The sequence below is a fragment of the Streptomyces sp. NPDC087787 genome, from assembly GCF_044743035.1.
GTDB lineage: Bacteria > Actinomycetota > Actinomycetes > Streptomycetales > Streptomycetaceae > Streptomyces.
In genome coordinates this window covers 48,316-73,523 of sequence record NZ_JBIUVQ010000002.1, presented here as the reverse complement: position 1 = coordinate 73,523, position 25,208 = coordinate 48,316, and the positions used below count along the sequence as shown (strand labels likewise).

At 72.8% G+C, this 25,208-nt stretch carries 26 protein-coding genes; 12 read left to right on the top strand and 14 right to left on the bottom strand.

What is annotated here, in order from left to right; genetic code table 11:
• Window positions 1-201 precede the first annotated feature (201 nt).
• The 3 genes from ACIOWN_RS04390 (at window position 202) to ACIOWN_RS04380 (ending at window position 3,605) form a co-directional block, all read left to right on the top strand.
• On the top strand, window positions 202-1,461 hold the full coding sequence (locus tag ACIOWN_RS04390; RefSeq protein ID WP_401980321.1) for a S1 family peptidase: 1,260 nt from the start codon (window positions 202-204) through the stop codon (window positions 1,459-1,461).
• A gap of 303 nt (window positions 1,462-1,764) precedes the next feature.
• The gene (locus ACIOWN_RS04385) at window positions 1,765-2,082 is read left to right on the top strand and encodes a hypothetical protein (protein WP_362348546.1); all 318 of its coding nucleotides are present in this window, start codon (window positions 1,765-1,767) and stop codon (window positions 2,080-2,082) included.
• Window positions 2,083-2,183: 101 nt separating this feature from the next.
• A complete protein-coding gene (locus ACIOWN_RS04380) occupies window positions 2,184-3,605 on the top strand; it encodes a cytochrome bc complex cytochrome b subunit (RefSeq protein ID WP_401980640.1) in 1,422 nt (473 codons plus the stop codon).
• Here ACIOWN_RS04380 and ACIOWN_RS04375 read toward each other — a convergent pair.
• Window positions 3,535-3,924 carry a cytochrome c oxidase subunit 4 gene (locus ACIOWN_RS04375; RefSeq protein ID WP_362348548.1) on the bottom strand — a complete coding sequence of 130 codons (390 nt, stop codon included), beginning with the start codon at window positions 3,922-3,924 and terminating at the stop codon, window positions 3,535-3,537. The two genes, ACIOWN_RS04380 and ACIOWN_RS04375, sit on opposite strands and share 71 nt — an antisense overlap.
• On the bottom strand, window positions 3,921-5,588 hold the full coding sequence (ctaD, locus tag ACIOWN_RS04370; protein WP_362348677.1) for a cytochrome c oxidase subunit I: 1,668 nt from the start codon (window positions 5,586-5,588) through the stop codon (window positions 3,921-3,923). Before ctaD ends, ACIOWN_RS04375 begins: the two co-directional genes overlap by 4 nt.
• 107 nt (window positions 5,589-5,695) lie before the next feature.
• On the opposite strand from ctaD, the gene ACIOWN_RS04365 reads away from it, so the two are divergent.
• Together ACIOWN_RS04365 and ACIOWN_RS04360 are read left to right on the top strand one after the other, a co-directional pair.
• The gene (locus tag ACIOWN_RS04365; protein WP_401980318.1) at window positions 5,696-6,064 is read left to right on the top strand and encodes a DUF6479 family protein; all 369 of its coding nucleotides are present in this window, start codon (window positions 5,696-5,698) and stop codon (window positions 6,062-6,064) included.
• Window positions 6,065-6,124: 60 nt separating this feature from the next.
• The gene (locus ACIOWN_RS04360) at window positions 6,125-6,304 is read left to right on the top strand and encodes a hypothetical protein (RefSeq protein WP_362348552.1); all 180 of its coding nucleotides are present in this window, start codon (window positions 6,125-6,127) and stop codon (window positions 6,302-6,304) included.
• Between the two features lie 122 nt (window positions 6,305-6,426).
• Here the strand turns inward: ACIOWN_RS04360 and ACIOWN_RS04355 are convergent, their stop codons facing one another.
• Both ACIOWN_RS04355 and ACIOWN_RS04350 read right to left on the bottom strand, forming a co-directional pair.
• On the bottom strand, window positions 6,427-7,011 hold the full coding sequence (locus tag ACIOWN_RS04355; RefSeq protein ID WP_401980316.1) for a hydrolase: 585 nt from the start codon (window positions 7,009-7,011) through the stop codon (window positions 6,427-6,429).
• Between the two features lie 55 nt (window positions 7,012-7,066).
• Window positions 7,067-7,528 (bottom strand): MarR family winged helix-turn-helix transcriptional regulator, encoded by a 462-nt coding sequence (locus ACIOWN_RS04350; protein ID WP_401980313.1) that lies wholly within the window; start codon window positions 7,526-7,528, stop codon window positions 7,067-7,069.
• A 109-nt stretch (window positions 7,529-7,637) separates the two neighbouring features.
• On the opposite strand from ACIOWN_RS04350, the gene ACIOWN_RS04345 reads away from it, so the two are divergent.
• Complete coding sequence (locus ACIOWN_RS04345) at window positions 7,638-8,144, top strand: metallophosphoesterase family protein (RefSeq protein WP_401980310.1); 507 nt, start codon at window positions 7,638-7,640, stop codon at window positions 8,142-8,144.
• Between the two features lie 410 nt (window positions 8,145-8,554).
• On the opposite strand, the gene ACIOWN_RS04340 is transcribed toward ACIOWN_RS04345, so the two are convergent.
• The 9 genes from ACIOWN_RS04340 to ACIOWN_RS04300 form a co-directional block, all read right to left on the bottom strand.
• Window positions 8,555-9,217: an SRPBCC family protein gene (locus tag ACIOWN_RS04340; RefSeq protein WP_401980308.1), complete on the bottom strand. Its 663-nt coding sequence runs from the start codon at window positions 9,215-9,217 to the stop codon at window positions 8,555-8,557.
• A 15-nt stretch (window positions 9,218-9,232) separates the two neighbouring features.
• Entirely contained in the window at window positions 9,233-10,339 is a 1,107-nt protein-coding gene (locus ACIOWN_RS04335) for an XdhC/CoxI family protein (protein ID WP_362348561.1), read from the bottom strand.
• Window positions 10,340-10,341: 2 nt separating this feature from the next.
• The gene (locus ACIOWN_RS04330; protein ID WP_362348563.1) at window positions 10,342-11,625 is read right to left on the bottom strand and encodes a VWA domain-containing protein; all 1,284 of its coding nucleotides are present in this window, start codon (window positions 11,623-11,625) and stop codon (window positions 10,342-10,344) included.
• 5 nt (window positions 11,626-11,630) lie between these two features.
• Complete coding sequence (locus tag ACIOWN_RS04325) at window positions 11,631-12,506, bottom strand: MoxR family ATPase (protein ID WP_100571407.1); 876 nt, start codon at window positions 12,504-12,506, stop codon at window positions 11,631-11,633.
• Between the two features lie 15 nt (window positions 12,507-12,521).
• Window positions 12,522-13,376 (bottom strand): xanthine dehydrogenase family protein subunit M, encoded by an 855-nt coding sequence (locus ACIOWN_RS04320; RefSeq protein WP_362348565.1) that lies wholly within the window; start codon window positions 13,374-13,376, stop codon window positions 12,522-12,524.
• Entirely contained in the window at window positions 13,373-15,763 is a 2,391-nt protein-coding gene (locus ACIOWN_RS04315) for a xanthine dehydrogenase family protein molybdopterin-binding subunit (RefSeq protein WP_362348567.1), read from the bottom strand. The genes ACIOWN_RS04320 and ACIOWN_RS04315 overlap by 4 nt, the downstream gene beginning before the upstream one ends.
• Entirely contained in the window at window positions 15,760-16,266 is a 507-nt protein-coding gene (locus ACIOWN_RS04310) for a (2Fe-2S)-binding protein (RefSeq protein ID WP_362348569.1), read from the bottom strand. Before ACIOWN_RS04310 ends, ACIOWN_RS04315 begins: the two co-directional genes overlap by 4 nt.
• 165 nt (window positions 16,267-16,431) lie before the next feature.
• Complete coding sequence (locus ACIOWN_RS04305) at window positions 16,432-17,661, bottom strand: glycosyltransferase (RefSeq protein ID WP_362348679.1); 1,230 nt, start codon at window positions 17,659-17,661, stop codon at window positions 16,432-16,434.
• A 528-nt stretch (window positions 17,662-18,189) separates the two neighbouring features.
• Window positions 18,190-18,555, bottom strand: a complete 366-nt coding sequence (locus ACIOWN_RS04300) for a nuclear transport factor 2 family protein (protein ID WP_362348571.1) — start codon at window positions 18,553-18,555, stop codon at window positions 18,190-18,192.
• 364 nt (window positions 18,556-18,919) lie between these two features.
• Here ACIOWN_RS04300 and ACIOWN_RS04295 point away from each other — a divergent pair, with 364 nt between their 5' ends.
• From ACIOWN_RS04295 to ACIOWN_RS04270, 6 genes are all read left to right on the top strand, one after another.
• Complete coding sequence (locus tag ACIOWN_RS04295; protein ID WP_401980305.1) at window positions 18,920-20,005, top strand: S-(hydroxymethyl)mycothiol dehydrogenase; 1,086 nt, start codon at window positions 18,920-18,922, stop codon at window positions 20,003-20,005.
• Window positions 20,005-20,634 (top strand): MBL fold metallo-hydrolase, encoded by a 630-nt coding sequence (locus ACIOWN_RS04290; protein ID WP_362348575.1) that lies wholly within the window; start codon window positions 20,005-20,007, stop codon window positions 20,632-20,634. The genes ACIOWN_RS04295 and ACIOWN_RS04290 overlap by 1 nt, the downstream gene beginning before the upstream one ends.
• Before the next feature lie 207 nt (window positions 20,635-20,841).
• Window positions 20,842-21,756: an SDR family oxidoreductase gene (locus ACIOWN_RS04285; protein WP_401980302.1), complete on the top strand. Its 915-nt coding sequence runs from the start codon at window positions 20,842-20,844 to the stop codon at window positions 21,754-21,756.
• Between the two features lie 77 nt (window positions 21,757-21,833).
• Window positions 21,834-22,640, top strand: a complete 807-nt coding sequence (locus ACIOWN_RS04280) for an SDR family NAD(P)-dependent oxidoreductase (RefSeq protein ID WP_401980300.1) — start codon at window positions 21,834-21,836, stop codon at window positions 22,638-22,640.
• A gap of 135 nt (window positions 22,641-22,775) precedes the next feature.
• Window positions 22,776-23,471, top strand: coding sequence for a L,D-transpeptidase family protein (locus tag ACIOWN_RS04275; protein ID WP_401980297.1), 696 nt, complete (start codon window positions 22,776-22,778; stop codon window positions 23,469-23,471).
• 86 nt (window positions 23,472-23,557) lie between these two features.
• On the top strand, window positions 23,558-23,743 hold the full coding sequence (locus tag ACIOWN_RS04270) for a hypothetical protein (RefSeq protein ID WP_100571417.1): 186 nt from the start codon (window positions 23,558-23,560) through the stop codon (window positions 23,741-23,743).
• Window positions 23,744-23,815: 72 nt separating this feature from the next.
• Here the strand turns inward: ACIOWN_RS04270 and ACIOWN_RS04265 are convergent, their stop codons facing one another.
• Window positions 23,816-25,198, bottom strand: coding sequence for a S1 family peptidase (locus ACIOWN_RS04265; protein ID WP_362348581.1), 1,383 nt, complete (start codon window positions 25,196-25,198; stop codon window positions 23,816-23,818).
• Window positions 25,199-25,208 lie beyond the last annotated feature (10 nt).

The window sequence follows — 25,208 nt, the reverse complement described above, 5'->3', positions numbered from 1 at the left end:
CGGCGAACCCCAGGCCTGCGGGCGATCGCTGCGTCAGCTCGGCCACCGGGCCCACGAGTTGGCCGATTCGGCGCGGTCCCGGGGGAGTTGGCGAACGGGATTGAACGCGGTGGCCGCTCCCTGCGTACCAAGAGCCGTCCAGGCGTCCCCCCAACCGCCCCGGACGGCGGCACGGACCGCGTCCCCAGGAGGTCGAGAAGTTTGAGTCACAAGCGAATTCCGAAGCGCAGGGCCGCGATGGCGGCGGGCGGCGTGGTGGCGCTCGGAGCGGCGGCGATACTGCTTCCGAACGCCAACGCCTCCCAGGACGGCGCTGCGGACGACGCCACCCCCAGGACCCTCAAGGCCGCGGACGCCTCGGGTCTTTCCACCCGGCTCGCCACGGAGCTCGGCGACTCCTTCGCCGGCTCCTACTACGACAGCGCCGGACAGCGGCTCGTCGTCAACATCGCGGGCGGCGACGCCGGCACCGTCCTCCGGGCGAAGAAGGCGGGCGCGGCCGTCCGTCAGGTCGGCAACAGCACCGCAGCCCTGAAGTCCGCCGCCCGGACCCTGAAGACCGAGGCCACCATCCCCGGCACCTCCTGGGCCGTCGATCCGCGCACCAACAAGGTCGTGGTCACCGCCGACAGCACGGTCACCGGCGCCCGGTGGAACAGACTCCAGGCCACCGTCCGCGGTCTCGGCTCCGGCATGGCGACCCTGAAGAAGTCCGCCGGCACCTTCAAGACCTTCGCCGCCGGCGGTGACGCCATCTTCGCCCAGGCGCAGGGCGGCACCGTCCGCTGCTCCCTCGGCTTCAACGTCACCGCGAGCGACGGCAGCCCCGCCTTCCTGACCGCCGGGCACTGCGGTGTCTCGGCCGCGCAGTGGTCCGACTCCCAGAACGGCGGCCCGGTGGCCACCGTGGACCAGGCCACCTTCCCCGGCAGCGACCTCGCCCTCGTCACGTACGACGACCCGGCCACCCAGGCGCCGAGCACGGTCGACGTCGGCAACGGGCAGAGCGTCCAGATCACCGGGGCGGCCGAGGCCACCGTCGGTGCGACGGTGTTCCGCATGGGCAGCACCACCGGACTGCACAACGGCACGGTCACCGGCCTCGACGCCACCGTCAACTTCCAGAGCGACAACGGCGGCGTCGACACCGTCACCGGTCTCATCCAGACCAACGTATGCGCCGAGCCCGGCGACAGCGGCGGCCCCCTGTTCACCCAGGACGGAGGCGCGGTCGGCCTCACCTCGGGCGGCAGCGGCGACTGCACCCGAGGCGGCGAGACCTTCTTCCAGCCGGTCACCACCGCCCTCGAGGCGACGGGCGCGGCATTCGGCGCGGGCGGCGACACGGTCGGCGCGGCGGACCAGCAGTCCGGCACCGACCAGTCCGACGCGCCGCAGTCCGGTGCCGGAGGCCACCACTCCGGCCCCGCGTACGGATCCGGGCGCGGCCGGACCCACTGAGCGGCCCCCTCCGAGCGGCTACCCCCTGAGCCGTTCGCCCCGGGCCGCTGACCGGCTCCCCCCACGCCACCGGCCGGCCCGCCGGCCGGTGGCAGCCGGTCAGTGCATCGGTCCGGCCCTCCCGGCGGAGGGCCGGACCGATCAACCTTCCGGCCGCCCCCGCTCCGTCACATGTCCGGTGCGGGGCGAGCACCGGTGCCGTGCCGCCGCCCATGGGCCCGCGACCCGCCACACGGGTGTGCCATGTCCCCGCCCGGCAGGTCGGCGCCGCCGCGCGCGCCGGTCGTGCTTAGGGTCCGGGCTGTGTCACACACCTTCGAAGAGCTCGTGGCCAAGCAGCGGGCGGCCGACGAGGCACACGCCCGGGTCGAGCAGCTGCGGCAGAACTACGGACCGCCCGCGCAGGTGCAGTGGACCGGCACGCAGAGCGAGACGTACGAGACGGCTTGGCGGGCCTGGCGGGACCTGGCCCGTGATCTCCAGGCCGCCCTGGGCGAGTACGCGAGCGACGAGGGCAAGCCGCGCACCGAGATCGAGGCCGAGGTGGAGCGGGCCGCCCGATCGGCCCCGGATACGGGCGAGGGCGGCCGGGACGAGGGCGGCGGAGCGGAGGAGCCGTGAGCCCGGCACGGCGCGGGCGCACCGCGCGCGGAGCCGGGGCCGGTGAACGTCTCACCGGCTTCCTGGACGCCCGGCTGCCGCTGTCCGAGGGCGGCGGGCTGATGCGCAAGGCGTTCCCCGAGCACTGGTCGTTCCTGCTCGGCGAAATCGCCCTGTACAGCCTGATCGTGCTGGTCCTGACCGGTGTGTGGCTGACGCTGTTCTTCGAGCCGGGGATGCGCGAGGTCGCCTACGCCGGGTCGTACGCGCCGCTGCGCGGGGTGCTCATGTCGGAGGCGTTCGACTCCACCCTGCGCATCAGCTTCGACATCCGTGGCGGGCTGCTGCTGCGGCAGGCCCACCACTGGGCGGCGCTCGTCTTCGTCGCCGCGATCGGCGCCCACCTGCTGCGGATCTTCTTCACGGGCGCCTTCCGCAGGCCCAGGGAGATCAACTGGGTCATCGGGGTGACGTTGTTCGCCCTCGCCATCGCCGAGGGCTTCGCGGGCTACTCCCTGCCCGACGACCTGCTCTCCGGCACGGGGCTGCGCATCGCCCAGGCGATCACGGTGTCCCTGCCGGTGATCGGCACCTACGTCAGCTTCTTCGTGTTCGGCGGTGAGTACCCCGGGCACGAGTTGATCGGCCGTCTGTACAGCTTTCACATCCTGCTGCTGCCGGGCGCCATCGTCGGGCTGGTCGTCGTGCACCTGATCCTTGTCTTCTACCTGAAGCACACCCAGTGGCGCGGCCCGGGCCGCGGCAATCGCAACGTGCGGGGCAAACCGCTCTTCCCCGAGTTCACCGCCTCTTCGCTGGGCCTGCAGTTCACCGTCTTCGGCGTGCTGTTCCTGCTCGCCGGGATCGCCCAGATCAACCCGGTGTGGACCTATGGCCCCTACCAGCCGGATCTGGCGTCCACCGGGTCCCAGCCGGACTGGTACGTCGGGTTCCTGGAGGGCTCACTGCGGCTGATGCCGGCCTGGGAGACGAACGTGGCCGGGCACACCATCATGTGGAACGTCTTCCTGCCGGCGGTCGTCCTGCCGGTGCTGCTGTTCGCCGTCCTGTACGCGTACCCGTTCGCCGAGCAGCGGCTGACGAGGGAGTGGCACCAGGAGCAGCACCTGTGCGACCGGCCGCGGGAGCGCCCCGTGCGCACCGGCCTCGGCGTCGCCGGGATCGTCTTCTACGGCGTGCTGCTGCTTGAGGGTGGCAACGACGTCATCGCCGCCACCTTCCGGGTCTCCGTGAACACGATCACCTGGGTGCTGCGGACCTCGTTGGTGCTGGCCCCCGTGGTCGCCTTCCTGATCACCCGGACCCTGTGTCACGCCCTGCTGGCCAAGGAGCAGGAGGCCCTCGCCGAGGGCGAGGAGACCGGCCGGGTGCGGCAGTCCATCACCGGGGGCTACGAGAGCGAGCACCGCCCCGTCGAGTCCCGCCGGCCCGGGGCCCCGGCGGGACCGGTCGTCACTCGCCCCGGTGAACGTACTGGAACGCCATCCCCGCCACCCCCCGCGCCAGCACCGCGAGACCGATGAGGAACAGCCACAGTCCGTAGACCACGCCCAGCGCGCTGACCGAGAAGCCCAGCGCGGTGATGATCGGCCAGGTGCTCTCCGGGGGGAAGAACTCCAGCGGTCCGGCGGCGTCGGCGACCTCGGCCTCACGGCGGTCCTGCGGGCGAGTTCCCTTGCGGCGGTACTGGATCACACAGAAGAAGGAGTCCAGCGCCGCCATTCCGCAGGCGATGACCAGCGCCGCCGTGCCGGCCGGCTCGCCCGACCAGACGCCGTACAGGGCGGCGGTGCCGCCGAAGAACAGCGCGACGCCGGCGAAGAGCAGGGCTTCCACCTTCATCGGCGTCCCTCCAGTTCCGCCTGCCGCACGATGCCGGGGTGGTGCAGGTCGAAGGCGGGCGCCTCCGAGCGGATCCGGGGCAGCGCCTCGAAGTTGTGCCGCGGCGGCGGGCAGGAGGTCGCCCACTCCAGGGCGCGCCCGTACCCCCAGGGGTCGTCCACGGTGACCTTCCGTCCATGGCGTGAGGTGTGCCAGACGTTGTAGAGGAACGGCAGGGTGGACGCGCCGAGCAGGAACGCCCCCGCCGAGGAGAGCGTGTTCAGGAGGGTGAAGCCGTCGGCGGGCAGGTAGTCGGCGTACCGGCGGGGCATCCCCTCCGCGCCGAGCCAGTGCTGCACCAGGAAGGTGAGCTGGAAGCCGGGGAACAGCAGCCAGAAATGGATCTTGCCGAGCCGTTCGTCCAGCATCTTCCCGGTGATCTTCGGCCACCAGAAGTAGAACCCGCCGAACATCGCGAACACCACGGTGCCGAACAGCACGTAGTGCAGGTGCGCCACGATGAAGTACGAGTCGGTCACGTGGAAGTCCAGCGGCGGCGAGGCGATCAGCACGCCGCTCAACCCGCCCAGCAGGAACGACACCATGAACCCGATCGACCACAGCATCGGCGTCTCGAACGACAGCGAGCCGTGGCGCATCGTCCCGATCCAGGCGAAGAACTTGATCCCGGTGGGCACCGCGATCAGGAACGACATGACCGAGAAGAACGGCAGCAGCACCGCGCCCGTGGCGAACATGTGGTGCGCCCACACCACCGCGGACAGCATGGTGATCGCGATGGTCGCCCCGATCATCGGCAGGTACCCGAACTGCGGCTTGCGGGAGAAGACCGGGATGATCTCACTGACGATGCCGAAGAACGGCAGCGCGACGATGTAGACCTCCGGGTGGCCGAAGAACCAGAACAGGTGCTGCCACAGCAGCGCCCCGCCGTTGGCCGCGTCGAAGACGTGCGCCCCGAATTTCCGGTCCGCCTCCAGGGCGAGCAGCGCGGCGGTCAGCACCGGGAAGGCGGGCAGCACCAGGATCGAGGTGAACAGCACGTTCCAGGTGAAGATCGGCATCCGGAACATCGTCATCCCCGGTGCACGCAGGGTCGTGATCGTGGCGATGAAGTTCACCGCGCTGAGCGTGGTCGACACACCCGTCACCACCAGTCCCATCGCCCACAGGTCGCCGCCCGCGCCGGGGGAGAAGTAGGCGCTGTTCAGCGGCGCGTAGGCGAACCAGCCGAAGGCCGCCGAGCCGCCGGGCACGAGGAACCCCGACACGACCATGAGCCCGCCGAAGAGGTACATCCAGTACGACAGGGCGTTCAGGCGGGGGAAGGCCAGGTCGGGGGCGCCGATCTGCAGCGGCATCACCGCGTTCGTGAAGCCCGCGAACATGGGCGTGGCGAACAGCAGCATCATGATCGTGCCGTGGATCGTGAAGAGCTCGTTGTAGGTCTGCTGGTTCATGAACTGCAGGCCCGGCTGCGCGAGCTCGGCGCGCATCGCCATCGCCAGCAGACCGCCCAGCAGGAAGAAGCCGAAGGCCGTGACCATGTAGAGCTTGCCGATCACCTTGTGATCGGTCGTGGAGGCCCACTCCAGCAGCTTCCGGCCGAGCGGGCGGGAGGGGGCGGCGGGCCGCTCGGCGACGGACGTGGGTGTTTCGGACATGTCGGTCATCGGCGGCGAGGCTACCGCCCTGCCCCCCGACCGGGCCCGCGCCACGCCCTCGCCGGTCCGGCAGGCATCGGCCGCGCGGTGCCGGGTACCCGGCGACCATGGACACCACCTGGTACGAAGCAGCCGGTGCCGGCTCGGTCGCCGGCATCGCCGTCATCGTCGTCGGCGGTCTGGTCGTCGCGGCCGTCCTGGTGTGGGCCGTCCGGCTCGGCATCAGGGTCAAGCAGGCCGAGCCGAGGACGCCCCGGGGCGGCGAGCACCCGACACTGGCGGACTCCGGACCGGTCCACGAGGAACGCCATCGGCGCGAGCCGGCCGAGGTGCCCCGGGTGGAGGAAACCGGCCGGCGCCTGACCCCGCACGAACTCGGCTCCTTGGGCAGCAGGCGCAGCGAGGACCAGAGTCGCCCGCGCTGGGAAGAGGGCTCCAGCGGCTCGTTCGGCAGCGGGGGCTCCGGTGGCAGGTGACCGGGGCGTTCCGGAGGAAGTCGCTCCACAGCATGTGACGCAGAAGGAAGATGAGGCGTCGTGATCGCGCACACCAGTGAGAAACACCCCGTACGGCCCCCCGAGACGGGCTGGGCGCAGGCTCGCCGCCGGCGGGAGGAGGGCGTGCGCACCTGCCTCCCCGCGCTCGAGGACCGCGGCGGCGGCCCTCAGCAGGACCGCACGGGCAACGAGTCGAACATAGTGCGGGGCGAGGACTGAACCGCTGGTCCGGGCAGGCGGCGGCCCGGCCGCGGGGCGCGGGGAGGCAGGCGGTCGAACCGGCGGGGGGGCGGATGCCGGACCGCGGGGCGGGGGAGGCGGCGGGCGGCGTGCCCGCCGGGTCAGGCGTGCGTCTTGGCCAGCATTTCGAGGATCTCGGCGGTGGTGCCGGTCTCGCCCAGGCGCGGGAAGATCCGCTCCACGCTGCCCCGGTGGGCCTCGGCGTCCATGTCGCTCATGGCGTCGGTGGCCAGGGTGACGTGGTAGCCGTGCTCGTGGGCGGCGCGGGCGGTGGACTCCACGCCGATGCTGGTGGCGATGCCGGTCAGCACGATCTGGGTGACTCCGCGGCGGCGCAGCTGCACATCGAGGTCGGTGCCGTGGAAGGCGCCCCAGTTGTGCTTGGTGACGGTGACGTCGCCGGCGTGCCCCGCCAGCTCGGGAACGATCACGTCCCAGCCCTCGGGGCGGGCGCCGCCGGAACGCGTCGCCTCGGTGCGGCCGGGGGGCATGTCGGCGAAGTCGGGGGCGAAGGAGACCCGGACCAGGACGACGGGCAGGTTCCTGGCGCGGAACGCGTCGGCCAGTTCGACCGAACGCGAGATCACCTCCGGGCCGGAGTACGGCTGGGTGGGAGCGGCGGCGATACCGGCCTGGAGGTCGATCACGACGAGTGCGGTGCGCGGGTCGAGCGCGGTGAGTGCCATGGTGGGGTCAGGCCTTTCACGATGAACTTCGAGTGGTGCTGACGGGTGCTGCTTGTCAGGGCTGGGTCAGCCGTTCCAGCAGGGCGAACGCCTCGAGGAGCGTTTCCCGCTCGGCCTCGGTGTAGCGGTCCTGCAGGGCCCGGGTCAGCCACTCCCCGCGGCTCTGGCGGTCGCCCGCGATGCGCTCGCGGCCGGCCTCGGTCAGGGTGACGAGCTGACGCCGTCCGTCCTTGGGATCGGGGCTGCGCCGGATGAGCCCGTGCCGCTCCAGGGCGGCGAGCATGGCGGCCATGGACTGCGGCCGGACCCCCTCGGTGGCGGCCAGGGCGCTGGCCGTGGCGGCGCCGTGCTTGCCGACCAGGGTGAGGGCCGACACCTGGGGCGGGGTCAGGTCCTCGTCCCGCGCGACCTCACGGATCCGGCGCCGCAACCGGCTGAACACCACCCGCAGGTCGCGGGCGGCCTGAGCGGAGGAGGCGGAGGTGCCCGGCGGTACCTCGCCGGCCGTGTGATCCATGACGGCACCGTAGAACCGCCCGGACGGAACTGTCCAGTCTGAACTGAACAGTCTTGCCTGAAGAACCTGCGCGCGGTCGCCGTCGCGGCCCCCGCAGTACGCTGACCTCGTGCGTCTGCTGCTGATGTCCGACACCCATCTGCCCAAGCGCGCCAAGGAACTGCCCCCGCCCTTGCTCGACGAACTCCCGAACGCCGACGTCGTCCTCCACGCCGGGGACTGGGTGGACGCCGCGACGCTCGACCTGCTGGAGAGCCGCAGCCGCCGCCTGATCGGCGTCTTCGGCAACAACGACGGCCCCGAACTGCGCGCCCGCCTGCCCGAGGTGGCCCGCGCCGACCTGGACGGGCTGTGCCTCGGCGTCGTCCACGAGACCGGGCCGGCCCAGGGCCGTGAGGGCCGCTGCGCCGCCCGCTTCCCCGACCTCGACGTCCTGGTCTTCGGGCACAGCCACATCCCCTGGGACACCACGACGCCCTCCGGTCTGCGCCTGCTCAACCCGGGCTCGCCGACCGACCGCCGCCGCCTGCCCCACTGCACCTACATGACCGCGACCGTCACACGCGGCCGTCTGACCGACGTGGAACTGCACCGGCTGCCGCGCCGGACCCCGTGACGCACCCGGCTGCCGGGCGGTGTCGCGCGAGGACGGGCCCCGCGAGGACGTGACCACACAGCAGGGCAGCCCCTGAATCAGGGGCTGCCCCGGGGTCACTCTTCCCTTTCTCGTATCCGACTTCTCGGCGAGTTCCGGGCCGCTCGATGCGTGGCGGCGGCCCGGTCGCTGCGAGTGTGCGCTTTCACGGACCTCCTTCCCACTGGGATGTCTGCGGCACATGTGCTGCGGAGGCCATGCATGCCTCATCCGTTGAAGGCGCACGTACCCGTCCCGCACAGCCTCACACCATCGAATCCCGCAAAACCCGGATGAAATACGAAACTGCAGGTCACACGGGCAACGAGCGACTGATCAAGCCTCATGGGCACCCTTCGCACCACGGACGGGCCCCGAACGTCCGTGGCCGGTCAGGGGCGCCGGAGCCGGCGTACGGCGACGATCAGCAGCGCCACCGCCAGGGCCGCGCCCGTCGCCGCGGCGGCGCGCTTGGCGACCGGCACACCGGCGGTGCGCAGCAGATCGAGCGGCTCGGGCTCCGGCTCCGCGTACCGGGGCGCCGGCTCCGCGGGCTCTCCACGCGCCTGTGTCGCCGTGCTCCCGGCGGCGCCCTCGGCCGCCACGGGCGGCGTCTCGGCGAGGCGCCGCGAGAGACAGTCGGCGAACTGCCCCACCAGCCGGTCGCCCACCTCCGCCAGCACCCCGCGCCCGAACTGCGCCGGGCGGCCGGTCACCGTCAGATCGGTCCGCACCGACACCGCCGTACCGCCGTCACGCTCCTGAAGGGTGCCCGTGACGGTGGCCCGCGCCGTGCCCTGTCCGCGCGTCTCCCGGCCACTGGCGGCGAGGACCATGCGGTGCGCCGCCTCGTCCTGCTCCTCGAAGACCGCCGTCCCCTTGTAGTCGACGGTGATCGGCCCCAGCTTGACCTTGACCGAACCGGTCACGGTCCTGCCGTCGTACTCCTGCACGGTGGCCCCCGGCAGGCACGGCGCCACGCGCTCGATGTCCAGGAGCGCCCGCCAGGCGTCGTCGACCGGCACGGGCACGGTGAACTCGTGGTGCAGTTCCATGACTTCTCCTCGCAGTCAGGCGGAGCCGGTCGCGTGGATGGCTCCGGCGGTCACGGCCAGGGGCGCACCGGTGCCGCCCCAGCGCAGCGCGACGATCTCGGCCGCGACGGACACGGCCACCTCCTCCGGGGTACGGGCGCCGAGGTCGAGCCCCACGGGGGAACGCAGCCGCGCGAGCTCGTCCTCCGTCAGACCGGCCTCGACCAGACGCTCCAGCCGGTCGTGGTGGGTACGGCGGCTGCCCATCGCGCCGATGTACGCGGCGGGCCGGCGCAGCGCCTCCTCCAGCAGCGGAACGTCGAACTTCGGGTCGTGCGTCAGGACGCAGATCACCGTGCGCTCGTCCGTCTTTGTGCCGTGCAGATAGCGGTGAGGCCAGTCCACGACCACCTCCACGCCCGCGGGGAAGCGTTTCGGTGTGGCGAACACCGGACGGGCGTCGCAGACCGTGACGCGGTAGCCGAGGAAGGCGCCGATACGGGCCACCGCGGCCGCGTAGTCGATCGCGCCGAACACCAGCATCCGCGGCGGCGGCGCGAAGGAGTGCAGGAACACCGTGACGGCGTCCTCACGGCGCTCGCCCCGTGCCCCGTAGTGCCTCAGCCCGGTGGCGCCCTGGGCGAGTTCGCCGCGGGCGTCGGCGGTCACCGCCACGTCCAGGCCGGGCGCGCCCAGCGTGCCCGCCACGGTGCCGGGCCACACCGCGAGCGTCGCCCCGCGCGGGGCCGGCCCGTCGACCACGGTCGCCACGCTCACGGGATCGCCCGCGGCGACGGAGGCGGCGACCGCGCCGAAGGCCGGGTCCGACTCCTGGGTCACCGGCCTGACCAGCACCGAGATCTCACCACCGCAGGTGAGCCCCACCGCGAAGGCGTCCTCGTCGCTGTAGCCGAACGTCTCCAGCCGCGCCTCGCCGTCGGCAGCGACCTCCTGGGCCAGCTCGAACACCGCCCCCTCCACGCACCCGCCGGACACGCTCCCCACCACCTCGTCGTCCGGACCCACGGCCATCGACGCGCCCGGTTCACGCGGCGCGCTGCGACTGACCGTGACGACGGTGGCGAGGCCGAACGGCACCCGCGCCGCGTACCACCGCTCCAGTACCGGAAGAATCTCCCGCACGTTCAGCTCCTCTCCGACAACCCCGGCAGCCGGCCGGCCCCGTCCGTGCCGGCGCCCTGCACCACCGCCGCCAGACGCTCCAGCGCGGCCAGGCTGTGCCCCTCGACGAAGTCGTCCACGCTGGGCAGCGCCGCCGCCATGCCGGCGGCCAGCGGCGCGTAACCGGGTCGCGCCTTGCGGGGATTGGACCAGACCACCCGGTGCGCGAGCCGGTGCAGGCGGCGCATCTGGGCGGCGAGCAGGTGCGGGTCGCCGCGCTCCCAACCGTCGGACAGCAGCACCACGACGGCACCGCGCGCCATGCCCCGCTGGCCCCAGCGGTCCAGGAACTCCCGCAGCAGCTCACCCAGGCGGGTGCCCCCGCGCCAGTCGGGTACGGCCTCGGCGACCGCGGCCATGGCCAGATCCGGGTCGCGGTGGGACAGCTCCCGGGTGACCCGGGTCAGCCGGGTGCCGATGGTGAACACCTCCGTACGGCGGCCCCGGGCGGCGGCGTGCGCGAAACGCAGCAGGGCGTCGGCGTAGGGCCCCATGGATCCGCTGACGTCGACCAGCAGCACCACCCGCCGCGGCCGTTCCGCCCGCGCGTGCCGCCGCAGCCGTGCGGGCTCGCCGCCCAGCCGGAGCAGTTCCCGCACGGTGCGGCGCGGGTCGACGGACCCGCGCCGGGCCGGCCGGCGCCGCGCGGTGCGTCGCGGCTGCCCGCGCAGCGCGAACGCGGCGAGCAGCCGGCGCACCTGCGCGCGCTCGGCGGGATCGAGCTCCGCCACGTCGCGGTGGCGCAGCACCTCGGCGGAGCTGGCGAGCGAGGCGGTGGGCGGGCCCTGCGGCTCCTCTGCGGGCGGCCCGGCACGCGACCCTGCGGGCGCCTCGCGCAGGACCAGCCGCAGCCGGGGCGGGGGAACGGCCCGGGCCGGCCGCGCCGGCGTCCCGCCGGTGCCGAAGTACGCGGCGAACACCCGCTCGTAGCGCTCCAGATCGTCCCGGTCCCCGCACAGCGTCACCCTCCCCGCCCAGTACACGTCCGCCCGCGAACCGGGGCGCAGGGCGTCCACCGCGCGCAGGAAGGCGTGCACCCGCTCGGCGCTCGCCGCGACCCCGGCAGCCCGCAGCGCCCGCGCGAAACCCAGCAGCGCGGCATCGCCACCGGGCCCGCCGGCCCCACGGCCTTCACCGCGCCCGCCGTGCCCCGCGCTGCCGCTCTGGGCGGTGGGAACGTCCATGGCGGCGGCGCTGTCGGGCGGCTGCTCCCGCGGGCCCGTCGTGGAGGGGTGTTCCCCGGTCATGATGATCACGTCCCCCGGCCCGCGAGGACCGTCGCGAAGTCCAGGCCGCGGGCGCGGTCCGTGTCCTCGCGGTACTTCAGGACCGAGCCCAGGGTGGACACCGCCAGTTCCGCGTCGACCTCGTTCGCGCCGAGGGCGTCCAGGGCGCGGGCCCAGTCCAGGGTCTCGGCCACGCCGGGCGGCTTGAGCAGGTCCTCGGCGCGCAGGGCCTGCACCAGCGCGGTCACCTGTTCCGCGAGCCGCGCCGACACCTGCGGCAACCTGCGCCGGACGATGGCGAGTTCACGGCCGAAACCGGGATGGTCGAACCAGTGGTACAGACACCTCCGCTTGAGCGCGTCGTGCACCTCGCGGGTGCGGTTGGAGGTCAGCACGACCACCGGCGGCACCTCCGCCCGCAACGTGCCCAGCTCCGGAATCGTCACCTGGAACTCCGACAGCACCTCCAGCAGGAACGCCTCGAACTCGTCGTCGGCCCGGTCGATCTCGTCGACCAGCAGCACCGACGGCTGCGTCTGCAGAGCCCGCAGCAGCGGCCGGGCGACCAGGAACCGCCGGTCGTACAGCTCGCGCTCCAGCCGCTCCGCGTCCCTGACTCCGGCGGCCTCGGCGGCCCGCAGATGCAGCAGCTGGCGCGGGAAGTCCCAGTCGTACAGCGCCTGGGAGGCGTCGATGCCCTCATGGCACTGGAGCCGGATCAGCGGCGCGCCGAGCACCTCGGCGAGGGCGGAGGCGAGCGCCGTCTTGCCGACGCCCGCGTCGCCCTCGCAGAAGACCGGCCGGTGCAGCCGCAGCGCCAGGAAGCAGGCGACGGCGAGCCCGTCGTCGACGAGGTAGCCGGTCCGCTCCAGACAGGAACGCACCTGTTCGGGGCTGTCCATGGAAGTGATCGACGCTCACCCCATCCCGGCGGCGGCCAGAACCGCCCGCTTGGTCAGCACCCGCGCGAGGTGGGCCCGGTACTCGGGCGAGGCCGACGCGTCCCGCGAGGGCCGGGTGCCCTCCGCCGCCGACCGGGCCGCCCGCGCCACCGCGTCGGCGTCCCCGGCCCCGGTCAGCGCCTCCTCCGCCGCCTCGGCCCGCAGCGGGGTCGCGCCCATGTTGGTCAGGCCGATCCGCGTCTCCGCGATGCGGCCGTCGTCGCGCCGCACCAGCGCGGCCACGCCGACCATGGCCCAGGACTGCGCCACCCGGTGGAACTTCTCGTACCGGTAGCCCCAGCCCTCCCGCTTGGGCACCCGCACCTCCACCAGCAGCTCGTCGGGGGCCAGCGCGGTCTGCAGATAGTCGGCGAAGAACTCGCGCGCCGGGATCGTACGCCGCCCGCCGGGCCCCTCGGCGACCAGTTCGGCGTCCAGCGCCAGCGCCACCGCGGGCAGGTCCCCGGCCGGGTCGGCGTGCGCGAGCGAGCCGCCGAGGGTGCCCCGGTGCCGTACCGCGGGATCGGCGACCGTCTCGGTGGCCTGGGCCAGCAGGCCCGCGTGCCGCCGTACCAGCGGGTCGTGGACGACGTCGTGGTGGGTGGTCAGCGCGCCGATGGCGAGCGTGCCGCCGTCCTCGCGGACTCCGCGCAGTCCGGGGATCCGTCCGATGTCGACGACGAGTTCGGGGAAGGCCAGCCGCAGCCTCAGCAGCGGCAGCAGGCTCTGCCCGCCGGCCAGCACCTTCGCCTCGTCGCCCGCGTCGGCGAGCGTGCGCACGGCCTCGCCGAGACTGGTCGGGCGGGCGTAGTCGAATGCGGGGGGAATCATGCCGAGGCCTCCTTCGGTGCCGACTGCCCCTGCGCGGACCGCACGGCCTCCCACACCCGCTCGGGGGTGCACGGCATCCGCACGTCGTGCACGCCCAGCGGGCGCAGCGCGTCGACGATCGCGTTGACGACGGCGGGCGTCGAGGCGATGGTGCCCGCCTCGCCGACGCCCTTGGCGCCGAGCGGGTTGGAGACCGCGGGCGTCTCCGTCCGGTCGGTCACGAAGTCGGGCAGGTCCGCCGCGGACGGCACCAGGTAGTCGGCCATCGTGCCGGAGACCAGGTTGCCCTCCGCGTCGTAGACGGCCTCCTCGTACAGTGCCTGCGCGATGCCCTGGGCCAGTCCGCCGTGCACCTGCCCCTCGACGATCACCGGATTGATCACCCGGCCCACGTCGTCCACGCAGACGTAGGAGCGGATACGGGTCTGCCCGGTCTCGGTGTCGACCTCGACCGCGCACAGGTGGGTGCCGTGCGGGTAGGAGAAGTTCTCCGGATCGAGCAGGTACTCGGAGTTGAGGGTGGGTTCCATGCCGTCGGGCACGTCGTGCGAGGTGAACGTCTCGAAGGCGACCTCCTGGATGGTCCTGCGCGCCTCCGGCGAGCCCTTCACCGAGAACACGCCGCCCTTGAACTCCAGGTCGTCCTCGCTGGCCTCCAGCAGGTGCGCGGCGACCCTCCGGGCCTTTTCCACCACCTTCTCCGCGGCGCGGTGCACGGCCGACCCGCCCACGACCAGCGAGCGCGAGCCGTAGGTGTCCATGCCCTGCGGGGCCGCCAGGGTGTCGCCGTGCAGCACCTCGACGTCCTCGAACGGCACGCCCAGCACGTCCGCGGCGATCTGGCTCCAGCAGGTCACGTGCCCCTGCCCGTGCGGGCTGGTGCCGGTGACCACCTCGACCTTGCCGGTGGGCAGCATGCGGATGCTCGCCGCCTCCCAGCCGCCGGCCGAGTACCTGAGATCCCTCAGCACCCGGCTGGGCGCCAGCCCGCACATCTCCGTGTACGTCGACACGCCGATGCCCAGCCGTACGGTGTCCCCGCGCTCGTCGCGCTTCCGCTGCTCGGCGCGCAGGCCGTCGTACCCGAACAGGGCGAGCGCCTTCTCGGTCGCCGCCTCGTAGTTCCCGCTGTCGTAGGTCAGCCCCGCGATCGAGGTGTACGGGAACTCCTCGTGCCGGATCCAGTTCCGCCGCCGCACCTCCACCGGGTCGAGCCCGACCTCGGCGGCGAGTTCGTCCATGGCCCGCTCGATGGCGTACGTGGCCTCCGGGCGCCCGGCGCCGCGGTAGGCGTCGGTCGGGGTGCGGGTGGTGAACACGCCGGTGCAGTTGAACTCGTAGGCGTCCATCTTGTAGATCGCCGGGTACATGAAGGCGCCCAGGATCGGGATGCCGGGGGTGACCAGCATCAGGTAGGCGCCCATGTCGGCGAGCAGGTCGACCTTGAGTCCGAGCAGCCGGCCCTCGCGGGTCGCGGCGATCTCGATGTCCTGGATCATGCCGCGGCCGTGGTGGGTGGCCAGATAGCCCTCGGAGCGGGACTCGGTCCACTTCACCGGCCGTCCCAGCCGGCGTGCGACCTCGACCGCGATGGCCTCCTCGCCGTACACCTGGAGCTTGGAGCCGAAGCCGCCGCCGACGTCGGGCGCGACCACCCGCAGCTTGTGCTCCGGCACTCCGGTGACCACGGAGAGCATGATCCGCAGGATGTGCGGGATCTGCGTCGCCGAGTACACCGTGAACTCCCCGGAGGCGGCGAGCGGGGTGACGACGACCGCACGCGGCTCCATGGCGTTGGGGATGAGGCGCTGCTGCCGGTAGCGGCGCTTGAGCACGACGTCGGCGCGCTGCCTGAGGGCCTCGAAGTCCTCACCGGTCCTGAACGGCCACACGTAGGCGCGGTTGGTGCCCTTGTCGGCGTGGACCAGCGGGGCGTCCTCGGCGAGCGCCTCCTCCAGGTCCAGGACCGGCGGCAGGGGCTCGTAGTCGACCTCGATCGCCTCCAGCGCGTCGGCCGCCGCGTACCGGTCGCGGGCCACCACGACCGCGACCGGGTCGCCGGCGTGGCGCACCTCGTCGACCGCGACCGGCGGGTGGTCGGGCAGCACCATGTCCTCGGTGACCGGCCAGGCGCAGGGCAGCGACCCCAGTCCCCCGGCGAGCTCGCGGCCGCTGAACGCGGCGACGACGCCGGGCCGTTCCAGGGCGGGGGAGACGTCGATCCGTTCGATGCGGGCGTGCGCCATGGGGCTGCGCAGGATGGCCAGGTGCAGCAGTCCGGTGACGGTGATGTTGTCGGTCCAGTTGGTCTGCCCGGTGATCAGCCGGGCGTCCTCCTTGCGGAGCCGGGCCCTGCCGACCTCGCGTTCGACGGCCTGGTCGGTCATGCCGTCACCTCCTGGGCGGAACCGGTCCGCTCGCCGGAGGCCGTCTCCCCCTCGGCGACGGCGAGCACCGCGCGGACGATGTTCTGATAGCCGGTGCACCGGCAGAGGTTGCCCTCCAGCGCCTTGCGCACCTCGTCGGAGTCCGGGTGGGGGTTCTCGCGCAGCAGATCGCGCGCGGCCATGATCATCCCGGGGGTGCAGTAACCGCACTGCAGCGCGTGCCGCTCGTGGAACGCGCGCTGCAGCTCCGTCCACTCGCCGTCCCCGGCCAGTCCCTGGACCGTGGTCACCTTGCCGCCGTCCGCCTGGACGGCCAGCACCGTGCAGCTCTTGACGCTCGCGCCGTCCAGCTCGACCGTGCAGGTCCCGCAGTTCGAGGTGTCGCAGCCGATCGGGGTGCCGGTCAGCCCGAGGCGCTCGCGCAGATAGTGGACCAGCAGAAGACGCGGCTCCACCTCGTCCTCGTAGACCGTGCCGTCCACCGTGACCGAGATGTGGGTCATGTTCCCTCCGGTGACCGTGTGGGCGTGGGTGGGGGAAATGTGGTCAATCGTGTGGTGTACGTCACTCTATGTCCACGCTTGACCGGCGGCGAGTGCGGCGGTGGGCACGGCGGCGGGCCGCGACATCAGGCGCGTGGTCTTCGGCGGGCGGGTGGGCGGGCCGTCCTAACGGGACAGGCGTTCGACCGCTGCCAGTACGGGGGCCAAGCCGTTTTCCCCGCGGATTCGGGTGCCCAGGGTTCGCGCCCGGTCCCGGTGGCCGTCGTCCCGGGTGGCGCGGACCAGCGCGGCGGCGAGGCTGTCCGTCGTGAGGGCGCGCAGCGGGACCGAGCAGGGGGCCACGCCGAGCCCGACGAGACGGTCCGCCCAGAAGCCCTCGTCGAACTGGACCGGCACCGGCACCGCGGGGACACCGGCCCGCAGCCCGGCCGCGGTCGTACCCGCCCCGGCGTGGTGCACCACGCCCGCCAGCCGCGGGAACAGGGCCGAGTGGGGCACCTCGCCGATGGTCAGCATGTCCTCGCCCGACGCCTCAAGGCCCGCCCAGCCCCGCTGGACCACACCGCGCAGCCCGGCCCGGCGCAGCGCACGCACGATGGTGTCGCTGAGCCGCCCCGGATCGGGGACGGTGGCGCTGCCCAGGCCCACGTAGACGGGCGGAGGGCCCGCGTCGAGGAAGTCCCACAGGCCTTCGGGGAGTTGGGTGCAGCGGTCGTACGGCCACCAGTAGCCGCACACGTGCAGCGTGCTGCGCCAGTCGTGGGGCCTCGGCACCACGAGGGGGCTGAAGCCGTGGTAGACGGGCCGGCGCTGCCCCCGGCGGATGCGCCGCCCGGTGCCGGCGCGGGCGGGCGGCAGCCCCAGCCGGGCCCGTACGGCGGGGACGGCCGCCGAGAAGACCCGCTCCACGGCCAGGTTCACACCGTGCCCGGCGAGCCGGTTCGCCGCCGTGCCCCAGTGTCCGCCGCCCAGCAGTGGAGGGGCGAACTCCCTTGTGGGGGAGAGAGGTTGCAGATGGGCGCCCAGACTGGGCAGGCGCAGCGCCTCGGCGATGGCGTGCCCGACCGGCCCGAGCGAGCCGGCGAGCAGCAGGACGTCGCTCTTCTCGGCCGCCGCGATCAGGTCGTCCGTCATCTGGTCGATGGCCGTCCGTACCAGACTCACGGCCCGCAGCATCTTGCCCGCGCCGGTCGCGCTGCGGTGCAGGCCCCGGCCGCGCGAGGACTCCAGCTCCGCCCGCGGGTCCACCGGCAGCGGGTGGAAGCCGAGGCCCGCGCCTTCGACCAGCGGTTCGAAGCATCCGTGCGTGACCAGGGTGACCTCATGACCCGCGAGAGCCAGGCCGTGCCCCAGTCCGGTGAAGGGGGCGACGTCGCCCCGGGATCCCGCCGTCATGATCGCTACGCGCACGTCGGCCAGTATGGCCGCGCCCCCGCCCGCCGCCCGTGAACGACCCGAGGGGTGTCGATGCCTTCACCCCCGCTCCGGCTTCTGGCCGGGTTTGGTGTCTCGCCTGCTCCGGCTTCTGGCTGGGTTTGGCTTCCGCCCGCTCCGGCCCCCCGGCTCGCTCCGGCCTCTCACCCGCGCCGGCTCCCGTGCCGCGGCGTCACCGGCCGGCCGCCGCTGCGCCGGCCCCGGCGAGGCCCGGCGACACGTGGAGAGGACCGCCGCTGTCCGGTGGTGCTCCACCTCAGGGCCAGTCACGGCCCCGCCGCAACCTGACCGGTACGGCCCGCCGCCGTCGAAGACCGCGCGCCGCCTGAGGGCTCCGGCCCGGACGAGGCCGTGCCGCCCGCAGCAGTGACCGGACCAGCGCGGCGGACGCCAGACGGGACCGGGCGGAGCGGGACCGGCCCAGGCCGGCGCGGGCGGAGAAGGACCAGGTCAGCCGCGAGCTGACCTGGAACCGCGCGGCCCTCCTGCCTATTCGTCCCATGCCTGGATGAGGATCTGTTCGACGATCCTGCCGTCGCGCAGCGACACCATGGACTCCGCGAGGACACGGACGCCGTCCGCGTACTGGCAGGACTCCACGTACGCGGCATGGTCGCCCTGCACGACGCACTGCTCCAGCCGGTGCGTCATGTCGCGGCCGTAGACGTTCTCGAGCATCGTGCCGATCTCGTCCCTGCCGTGCAGGACCTTGGGGCTGCTGGGCTGGGTGTTGCGGTCCACGATGCGGATCTCCGCGTCGTCCGAGTAGAGCGACAGCAGCGTGTCCGCAGTGTCTCCTTCAATGCCGCGCCGGAGCGTACCGGTGTCGAAGACGGGGGTTGCCGAACTGGACATGATGACCTCCTACGAGGGCCCGCGGCCCCGGGGAGGAGCGGGCCGCGACGGGCCTCACAGTTCGAGGCTCCTCCGCCCCGGCGGGCACGGCAAACGCGGTCCGGGCGCTGCGCCTGACGGGTGAGCGCGGCCGCGGTCCCGTGTCCGGGCGGGCCCGGACGGCGTTCCTCCGGGCATGATGCGCACTTGACGCGTCGCCGCCGCCTCGCACGCGCCATCCAGCACTGATCCACCACCCCGCGGGCCGGCCCGAGCGCTTCGCTCACCAGTCCCCGCAGATCAGAGGCCCCCCTCGGTGCCCCTTACCGATCAGTCGGACGTAGGGTCGAGGGACGTACACCGCTCGACGGAAGGGACCACCACCATGGCGCAGGAAGTGCGCGGCGTGATCGCACCCGGCAAGAACGAACCGGTGCGGGTCGAGACGATCGTCGTGCCGGACCCGGGGCCGGGAGAGGCCGTCGTACGGATCCAGGCCTGCGGCGTCTGCCACACCGACCTGCACTACAAGCAGGGCGGAATCAGCGACGAGTTCCCGTTCCTCCTCGGCCACGAGGCCGCGGGTGTCGTGGAGTCGGTCGGCGACGACGTCACCGATGTCGCGCCCGGCGACTTCGTCATCCTCAACTGGCGGGCCGTCTGCGGCAAGTGCCGCGCCTGTCTGCGCGGACGGCCCTGGTACTGCTTCGACACCCACAACGCGCGCCAGCGCATGACCCTGACCGACGGCACCGAACTCTCCCCGGCGCTCGGGATCGGCGCGTTCGCCGAGAAGACCCTGGTGGCGGCCGGTCAGTGCACCAAGGTCGACCCGTCGGTCTCCCCGGCGGTGGCCGGACTGCTGGGCTGCGGCGTGATGGCCGGCATCGGCGCGGCGATCAACACCGGCGGCGTCGGCCGCGGCGACTCGGTCGCCGTCATCGGCTGCGGCGGCGTCGGCGACGCGGCGATCGCCGGGGCGTACCTGGCGGGCGCGGCGAAGGTCATCGCCGTCGACATCGACGACCGCAAGCTCGAGACCGCCCGCACCATGGGCGCCACGCACACGGTCAACTCCAAGGACAACGACCCGGTCGAGGCCATCCGCGAGCTGACCGGCGGCTTCGGCGCCGACGTCGTCATCGAGGCCGTCGGCCGCCCCGAGACGTACCAGCAGGCGTTCTACGCCCGCGACCTGGCCGGCACGGTCGTCCTGGTCGGCGTGCCGACCCCCGAGATGAAGCTGGAACTGCCGCTGCTCGACGTCTTCGGACGCGGCGGCGCGCTGAAGTCGAGCTGGTACGGCGACTGCCTGCCCTCCCGGGACTTCCCCATGCTCATCGACCTGCACCTGCAAGGACGCCTGCCGCTGGACAAGTTCGTCACCGAGACCATCCAACTGGACGAGGTGGAGAAGGCGTTCGAGCGGATGCACCGGGGCGACGTGCTGCGCTCGGTGGTGGTGCTCTGATGGCCGCCCGTATCGAACGCGTCGTCACCTCCGGGCAGTTCACGCTCGACGGCGGAACCTGGGACGTCGACAACAACGTGTGGATCGTCGGCGACGACCATGAGGCCGTCGTCATCGACGCCGCCCACGACGCCGAGGCCATCGCCGCGGCGGTCGGCGACCGCCGGCTGACCGCCATCGTGTGCACCCACGCCCACAACGACCACGTCAACGTGGCCCCGGCGCTCGCCGACCTCACCGGCGCGACGATCTGGCTGCATGCCGACGACCTGCCGCTGTGGAAGATGACCCACCCGAACCGGGACCCCGACGAGCACCTTGTCGACGGCCAGGTCATCGAGGCGGCCGGCGCCGACCTGAAGGTCCTGCACACGCCCGGCCACGCACCGGGCGCGATCTGCCTGTACGACCCGGGACTCGGCGTGGTCTTCAGCGGCGACACGCTCTTCCAGGGCGGTCCCGGCGCCACCGGGCGTTCCTACTCGCATTTCCCGACGATCATCGACTCGATCCGCGACCGCCTGCTGGCGCTGCCGCCCGAGACGAAGGTCCTCACCGGCCACGGCGACCCGACCACCATCGGCGCCGAGGCCCCTCACCTCCAGGAGTGGATCGCCCGCGGGCACTGACGAGGGCAGGACCGGACCGGGAGCCCCCGACCCCTGAGAACGGGCCGTACGAGACCGAGAGACGCTCGCACGGCCCGTTCCGCGTCCCCGGCCCTCCCGCTTCCCGGACAGCGCGGGAAACGCGCGCCCGAAAGGCGACAGAAGATGTCCGGTTTCCCCGGCACCCTCGACCACGGCATCGAAGCGGAACACATCGGGAGGTCGGACATGCCGGGACCACTGGAAGGCAAGGTCGCGCTGGTCGCGGGGGCGACGCGGGGAGCGGGCCGGGGAATCGCGGTCGAACTCGGCGCGGCCGGCGCCACCGTCTACGTCACCGGACGCACCACCCGCGCCCGCCGCTCGGAGTACGACCGCCCCGAGACCATCGAGGACACCGCCGACCTGGTCACCGGGGCCGGCGGTCACGGCATCGCCGTACCGGCCGACCACCTGGAGTCCGACCAGGTCCGCGCCCTCGTGGACCGTATCGCTCGTGAGCAGGGCCAGCTCGACGTCCTCGTCAACGACATCTGGGGCGCGGAGCACCTCTTCGCCTGGGACACCCCGGTGTGGGAGCACGATCTCGACAAGGGACTGCGGCTGCTCCGGCTCGCGGTGGAGACGCACGCGATCACCAGCCACCACGCCCTGCCGCTGATGCTCCGTCACCCCGGCGGTCTGGTCGTGGAGATGACCGACGGCACGGCCGAGTACAACCGGGACACCTACCGCGTGAACTTCTTCTACGACCTCGCCAAGGCTTCCGTCCTGCGCATGGCCTTCGCGCTCGGCCACGAACTCGGCCCGCGCGGCGCCACCGCGGTGGCCCTCACCCCCGGCTGGCTGCGCTCGGAGCTGATGCTCGACCACTTCGGGGTCCGGGAGGACAACTGGCGCGACGCCCTGGAGAAGGTCCCGCACTTCGCCATCTCCGAGACCCCGCGCTTCGCGGGCCGCGCCGTGGCCGCCCTGGCCGCGGACCCGGAGGTGGCCCGCTGGAACGGCCGGTCCCTGTCCAGCGGCGGCCTCGCCCGGGTCTACGGCTTCACCGACCTCGACGGCAGCCGCCCCGACGCCTGGCGCTACCTTGTCGAGGTCCAGGACGCGGGCCGGCCGGCCGATCCGACCGGCTACCGCTGACCGGGTGGCGCCGAACGCGCCTTTCCCGGGCGCGCCCCGACGGCCCGCAAGGCGGTCGAGGGCAGTAGGTTCGGCGCATGACGGACAGCGGGCGATTCGGCGGGTACGGGGTTCTCATCACCGGCGCGGGCCGGGGCATCGGCGCGGCCACCGCGTGCAGGCTGGCGGAGGAAGGAGCCGGGGTCCTGGTCACCGACGTGGACGGGGACGTGGCGGAGCGGACGGCGGCGGCACTGCGCGAACGCGGACTCACCGCGCGGGCACATGAGTTGGACGTCGCGGACCGGGACGCCGTCCCGGCGGCGGTGGAACTGGCCGTCCGCACCTTCGGATCCCTCGACGTCCTGGTCAACTGCGCGGCGCACTGCACGCCCGACACCCCGCTGTTCGAGGACGACCCGGAAGCGGTGTGGGCCCGCGACCTCGACGTCACCCTGACCGGCGCCTACCGCTGCTGCCGCGCCGCCCTGCCCCACCTGGCGGCGGCCGGCAGGGGAGCGATCGTCAGCATCGGCTCGGTCAACGGCGTCCAGGACTTCGGCAACCACGGCTACAGCGCGGCCAAGGCGGGCCTGGCCTCGCTCACCCGCACCCTCGCCGGACACGCCGCCGCCCGCGGGGTCCGCGTCAACCTGGTGGTGCCGGGCACGGTCCGCACCTCGGCCTGGGAGGGACGGGAGGCCGAACTCGACCGGGTCCGCGACCTGTACCCGCTGGGCCGGGTCGGGGAACCGGAGGACATCGCCGCCGCAGTGGCCTTCCTCGCCTCCCGCGACGCGGCCTGGATCACCGGCACCACCCTGACCGTCGACGGCGGCCTCACCGCGGTCAACACCGCTTTCCGCGCCGCCGTTCAGGAGGAACGGGAGGAGGCCGACACCTGAACGCGCCCTGCCCCGGCCTGAACTGACGGCCAGTTGTCACCGTTTCGTCTCGGTGCGCGAAGCTCCGCAACCGATGTGCCCCACCGCGGGTCTAGGTGTCGGGAAGTGCCGGAACGCACGAGGGGCAGGGCCGTCATGAGGGACATCGGCAGGCGGGGAGCGGTCGTACTGGGTGTCACGGGACTGGTGGCGCCACTCACACTCGCGCTCGGTACCGCACCGGCGCAGGCGGCGAGTTGCACGACGCAGGCGGGGCCGTACCAGAAGAAGGTGGAGAAGTTCCTCGGGCGGCCGGTGGACGGACAGCAGTCGGCCGCCGACTGCAAGGCCATACGGGCCTTCCAGAACAAGCACGGCATCACGCCGAACATCGGCTACGCGGGACCCGTCACCTGGGGCGTGATGGACCTGATGAACAAGCAGAAGGCCGTGGGCAAGAAGCCCGACAAGAGCGGCAAGTGCCCGGTCAACAAGGGCCGCATCGCCTGCGTCGACCTCACCCTCCAGCTCAGCTGGATCCAGGACGGCAGCCGGCTCGTCTACGGGCCGGTCCCGGTGCGCACGGGACGCAAGGGGTACGCGACCCGCACGGGTCTGAAGAAGATCTACTGGCGGCACATCGACCACTACTCGACCCTCTACAACGTGCCGATGCCCTACAGCCAGTTCTTCGACGGCGGCCAGGCCTTCCACTCCGTCGCCCTGAGCGTGTGGAACCCGCCCGGCTCGCACGGCTGCGTGAACATGACGACGAAGGACGCCAAGAAGTACTGGTCGCTGCTGAAGAAGGGCGACGACGTCTTCGTCTACGGCCGCAAGCCGGGTACCTGACCTGCGGAATTGACGTGATGAGCAACACGGTCCGGTATGTCCGTATCGCTCGTACTTATTCACGGCACCTTCACGTCGGGCGGCATATGCTTCACGGCATGTCCACCAGTGTTGAACCCGTATCCGAGCGATCGGCCGCGGAGGTCAACGAGGAGATCCGGGCGCTGTGGCTCAGGTCGGGCGGGATACTGACCACCGAGCAGCGCGAGGAGTACCAGCGCCTGGTGATGGAGTGGGCCGCGGCCGCCCCGCACTCCGCGAGGGCGGCCTGAGCCGGCCCTGACCTCCGTCCTCCGACCTCCACCTCCGGTCCGGCCGCGGCCACCCGCCGTCCACGCCCTTCATCAGCTCCACGTCGCCGAGTAGTACCTCTGGTAGGCCTTCCGGTCCCGTTCCGCACGGATCCAGCGGGTGGCCACCAGGACGATCAGGCTGCCGCCCATGACCAGAAGGCCGGGCCCGACGTTCTGCGGGTCCGACAGCCGGGAGAGCAGCGCGGTCCCGTCCGGGACGCCGGTCACCGGTGCCGAGGAGCCGGGGGAGGCCGCGCCCGGCGCGATGGCGCTGTGGGTCGCCGCGGCGGACGGCTGCGCGCTCGGCCCGGTGCCCAGCCGCGCCCCGGACACGATCAGCCGCACATCGAGGGCGGAGAGCGCCTTGGTGACCGGCTGGAAGAACGTCGTGCCGCCCGTCGTGCAGTCGCCGCTGCCGCCCGAGGTCACCCCCAGGGCGATGCCCTCGGAGAACAGCGGACCGCCGCTGTCGCCCGGCTCCGCGCACACCGAGGTCCGGATGAGGCCGGTGACGGTGCCCTCCGGGTAGTTGACGGTCGCGCCCAGGCCGGTCACCTCGCCGTCGCGCAGCCCGCTCGTGCTGCCGCTGCGGAACACCCGCTGCCCCACGGCCGGATCGCCCGCACCCGTGATCCGTACGCCGTTGCCGCCGCCGATCGCCACCACGTCGGCGCCCTGTCCCGCGCTGCCGGAGTCGTACCGCACCAGCGAGAAGTCGCCGCCGGGGAAGGAACCGGCGACCGTCCTGCCGAGCTGCTGATCGCCCTGGCCGTCGGCGAACCAGATGGAACCGTTGGGCCCGCAGTGGCCCGCGGTGAGGATGTAGTCGCTCCGCCCGTCGGTCACGTTGAAACCCGCCGAGCAGCGCCCGCCGGGCGACAGGATGGGCTGCGCCCCGTTGAGACGGGTGGTGAAGGTGCCCTTGGTGCGCTCCATGCGCACAAAGCCGCCGATCCTGCTCGTGACCTCGGTCATCCGGGCCCAGTCGGCGGCGGAGACCGTGCTGTCGCCCTCGACCGTCACCTGGTTGGCGCGGTAGTCCATCACCCAGGCCGTGCCGGTCACCCGGGGCGCCGCGCGCAGCGTCGCGGTGGCCGCCTGCAGCTCGTTCATGCTGTGCCGCACGATCTTCGCCTCGGCGCCCGCCCGCCGCACCTCCGCGGCCGCCCGTTCGTCGGTCACGGCGACCACCGGACGCCCGTCGGAGCCGATCCAGCTGCCCGCCGTGCGGGAGGCGCCCAGCCGGGCCACCAGGGCGGCGCCGGAGATGCCGGGCGTGTTGGGCGTGTCTTCCGCCCCCGCGGTGCCGCGCGCCCCGGGGGGAGGCTCGCTCGCCATCGCCGCCTGCGCGACCATCGCTCCTCCCAGGAGGAGTCCCGCGACGGCCGTCAGCCGTGTCACCCGCCGAACGACCCGTCGTCGTGCGTGCCCCATGCATGGCTCC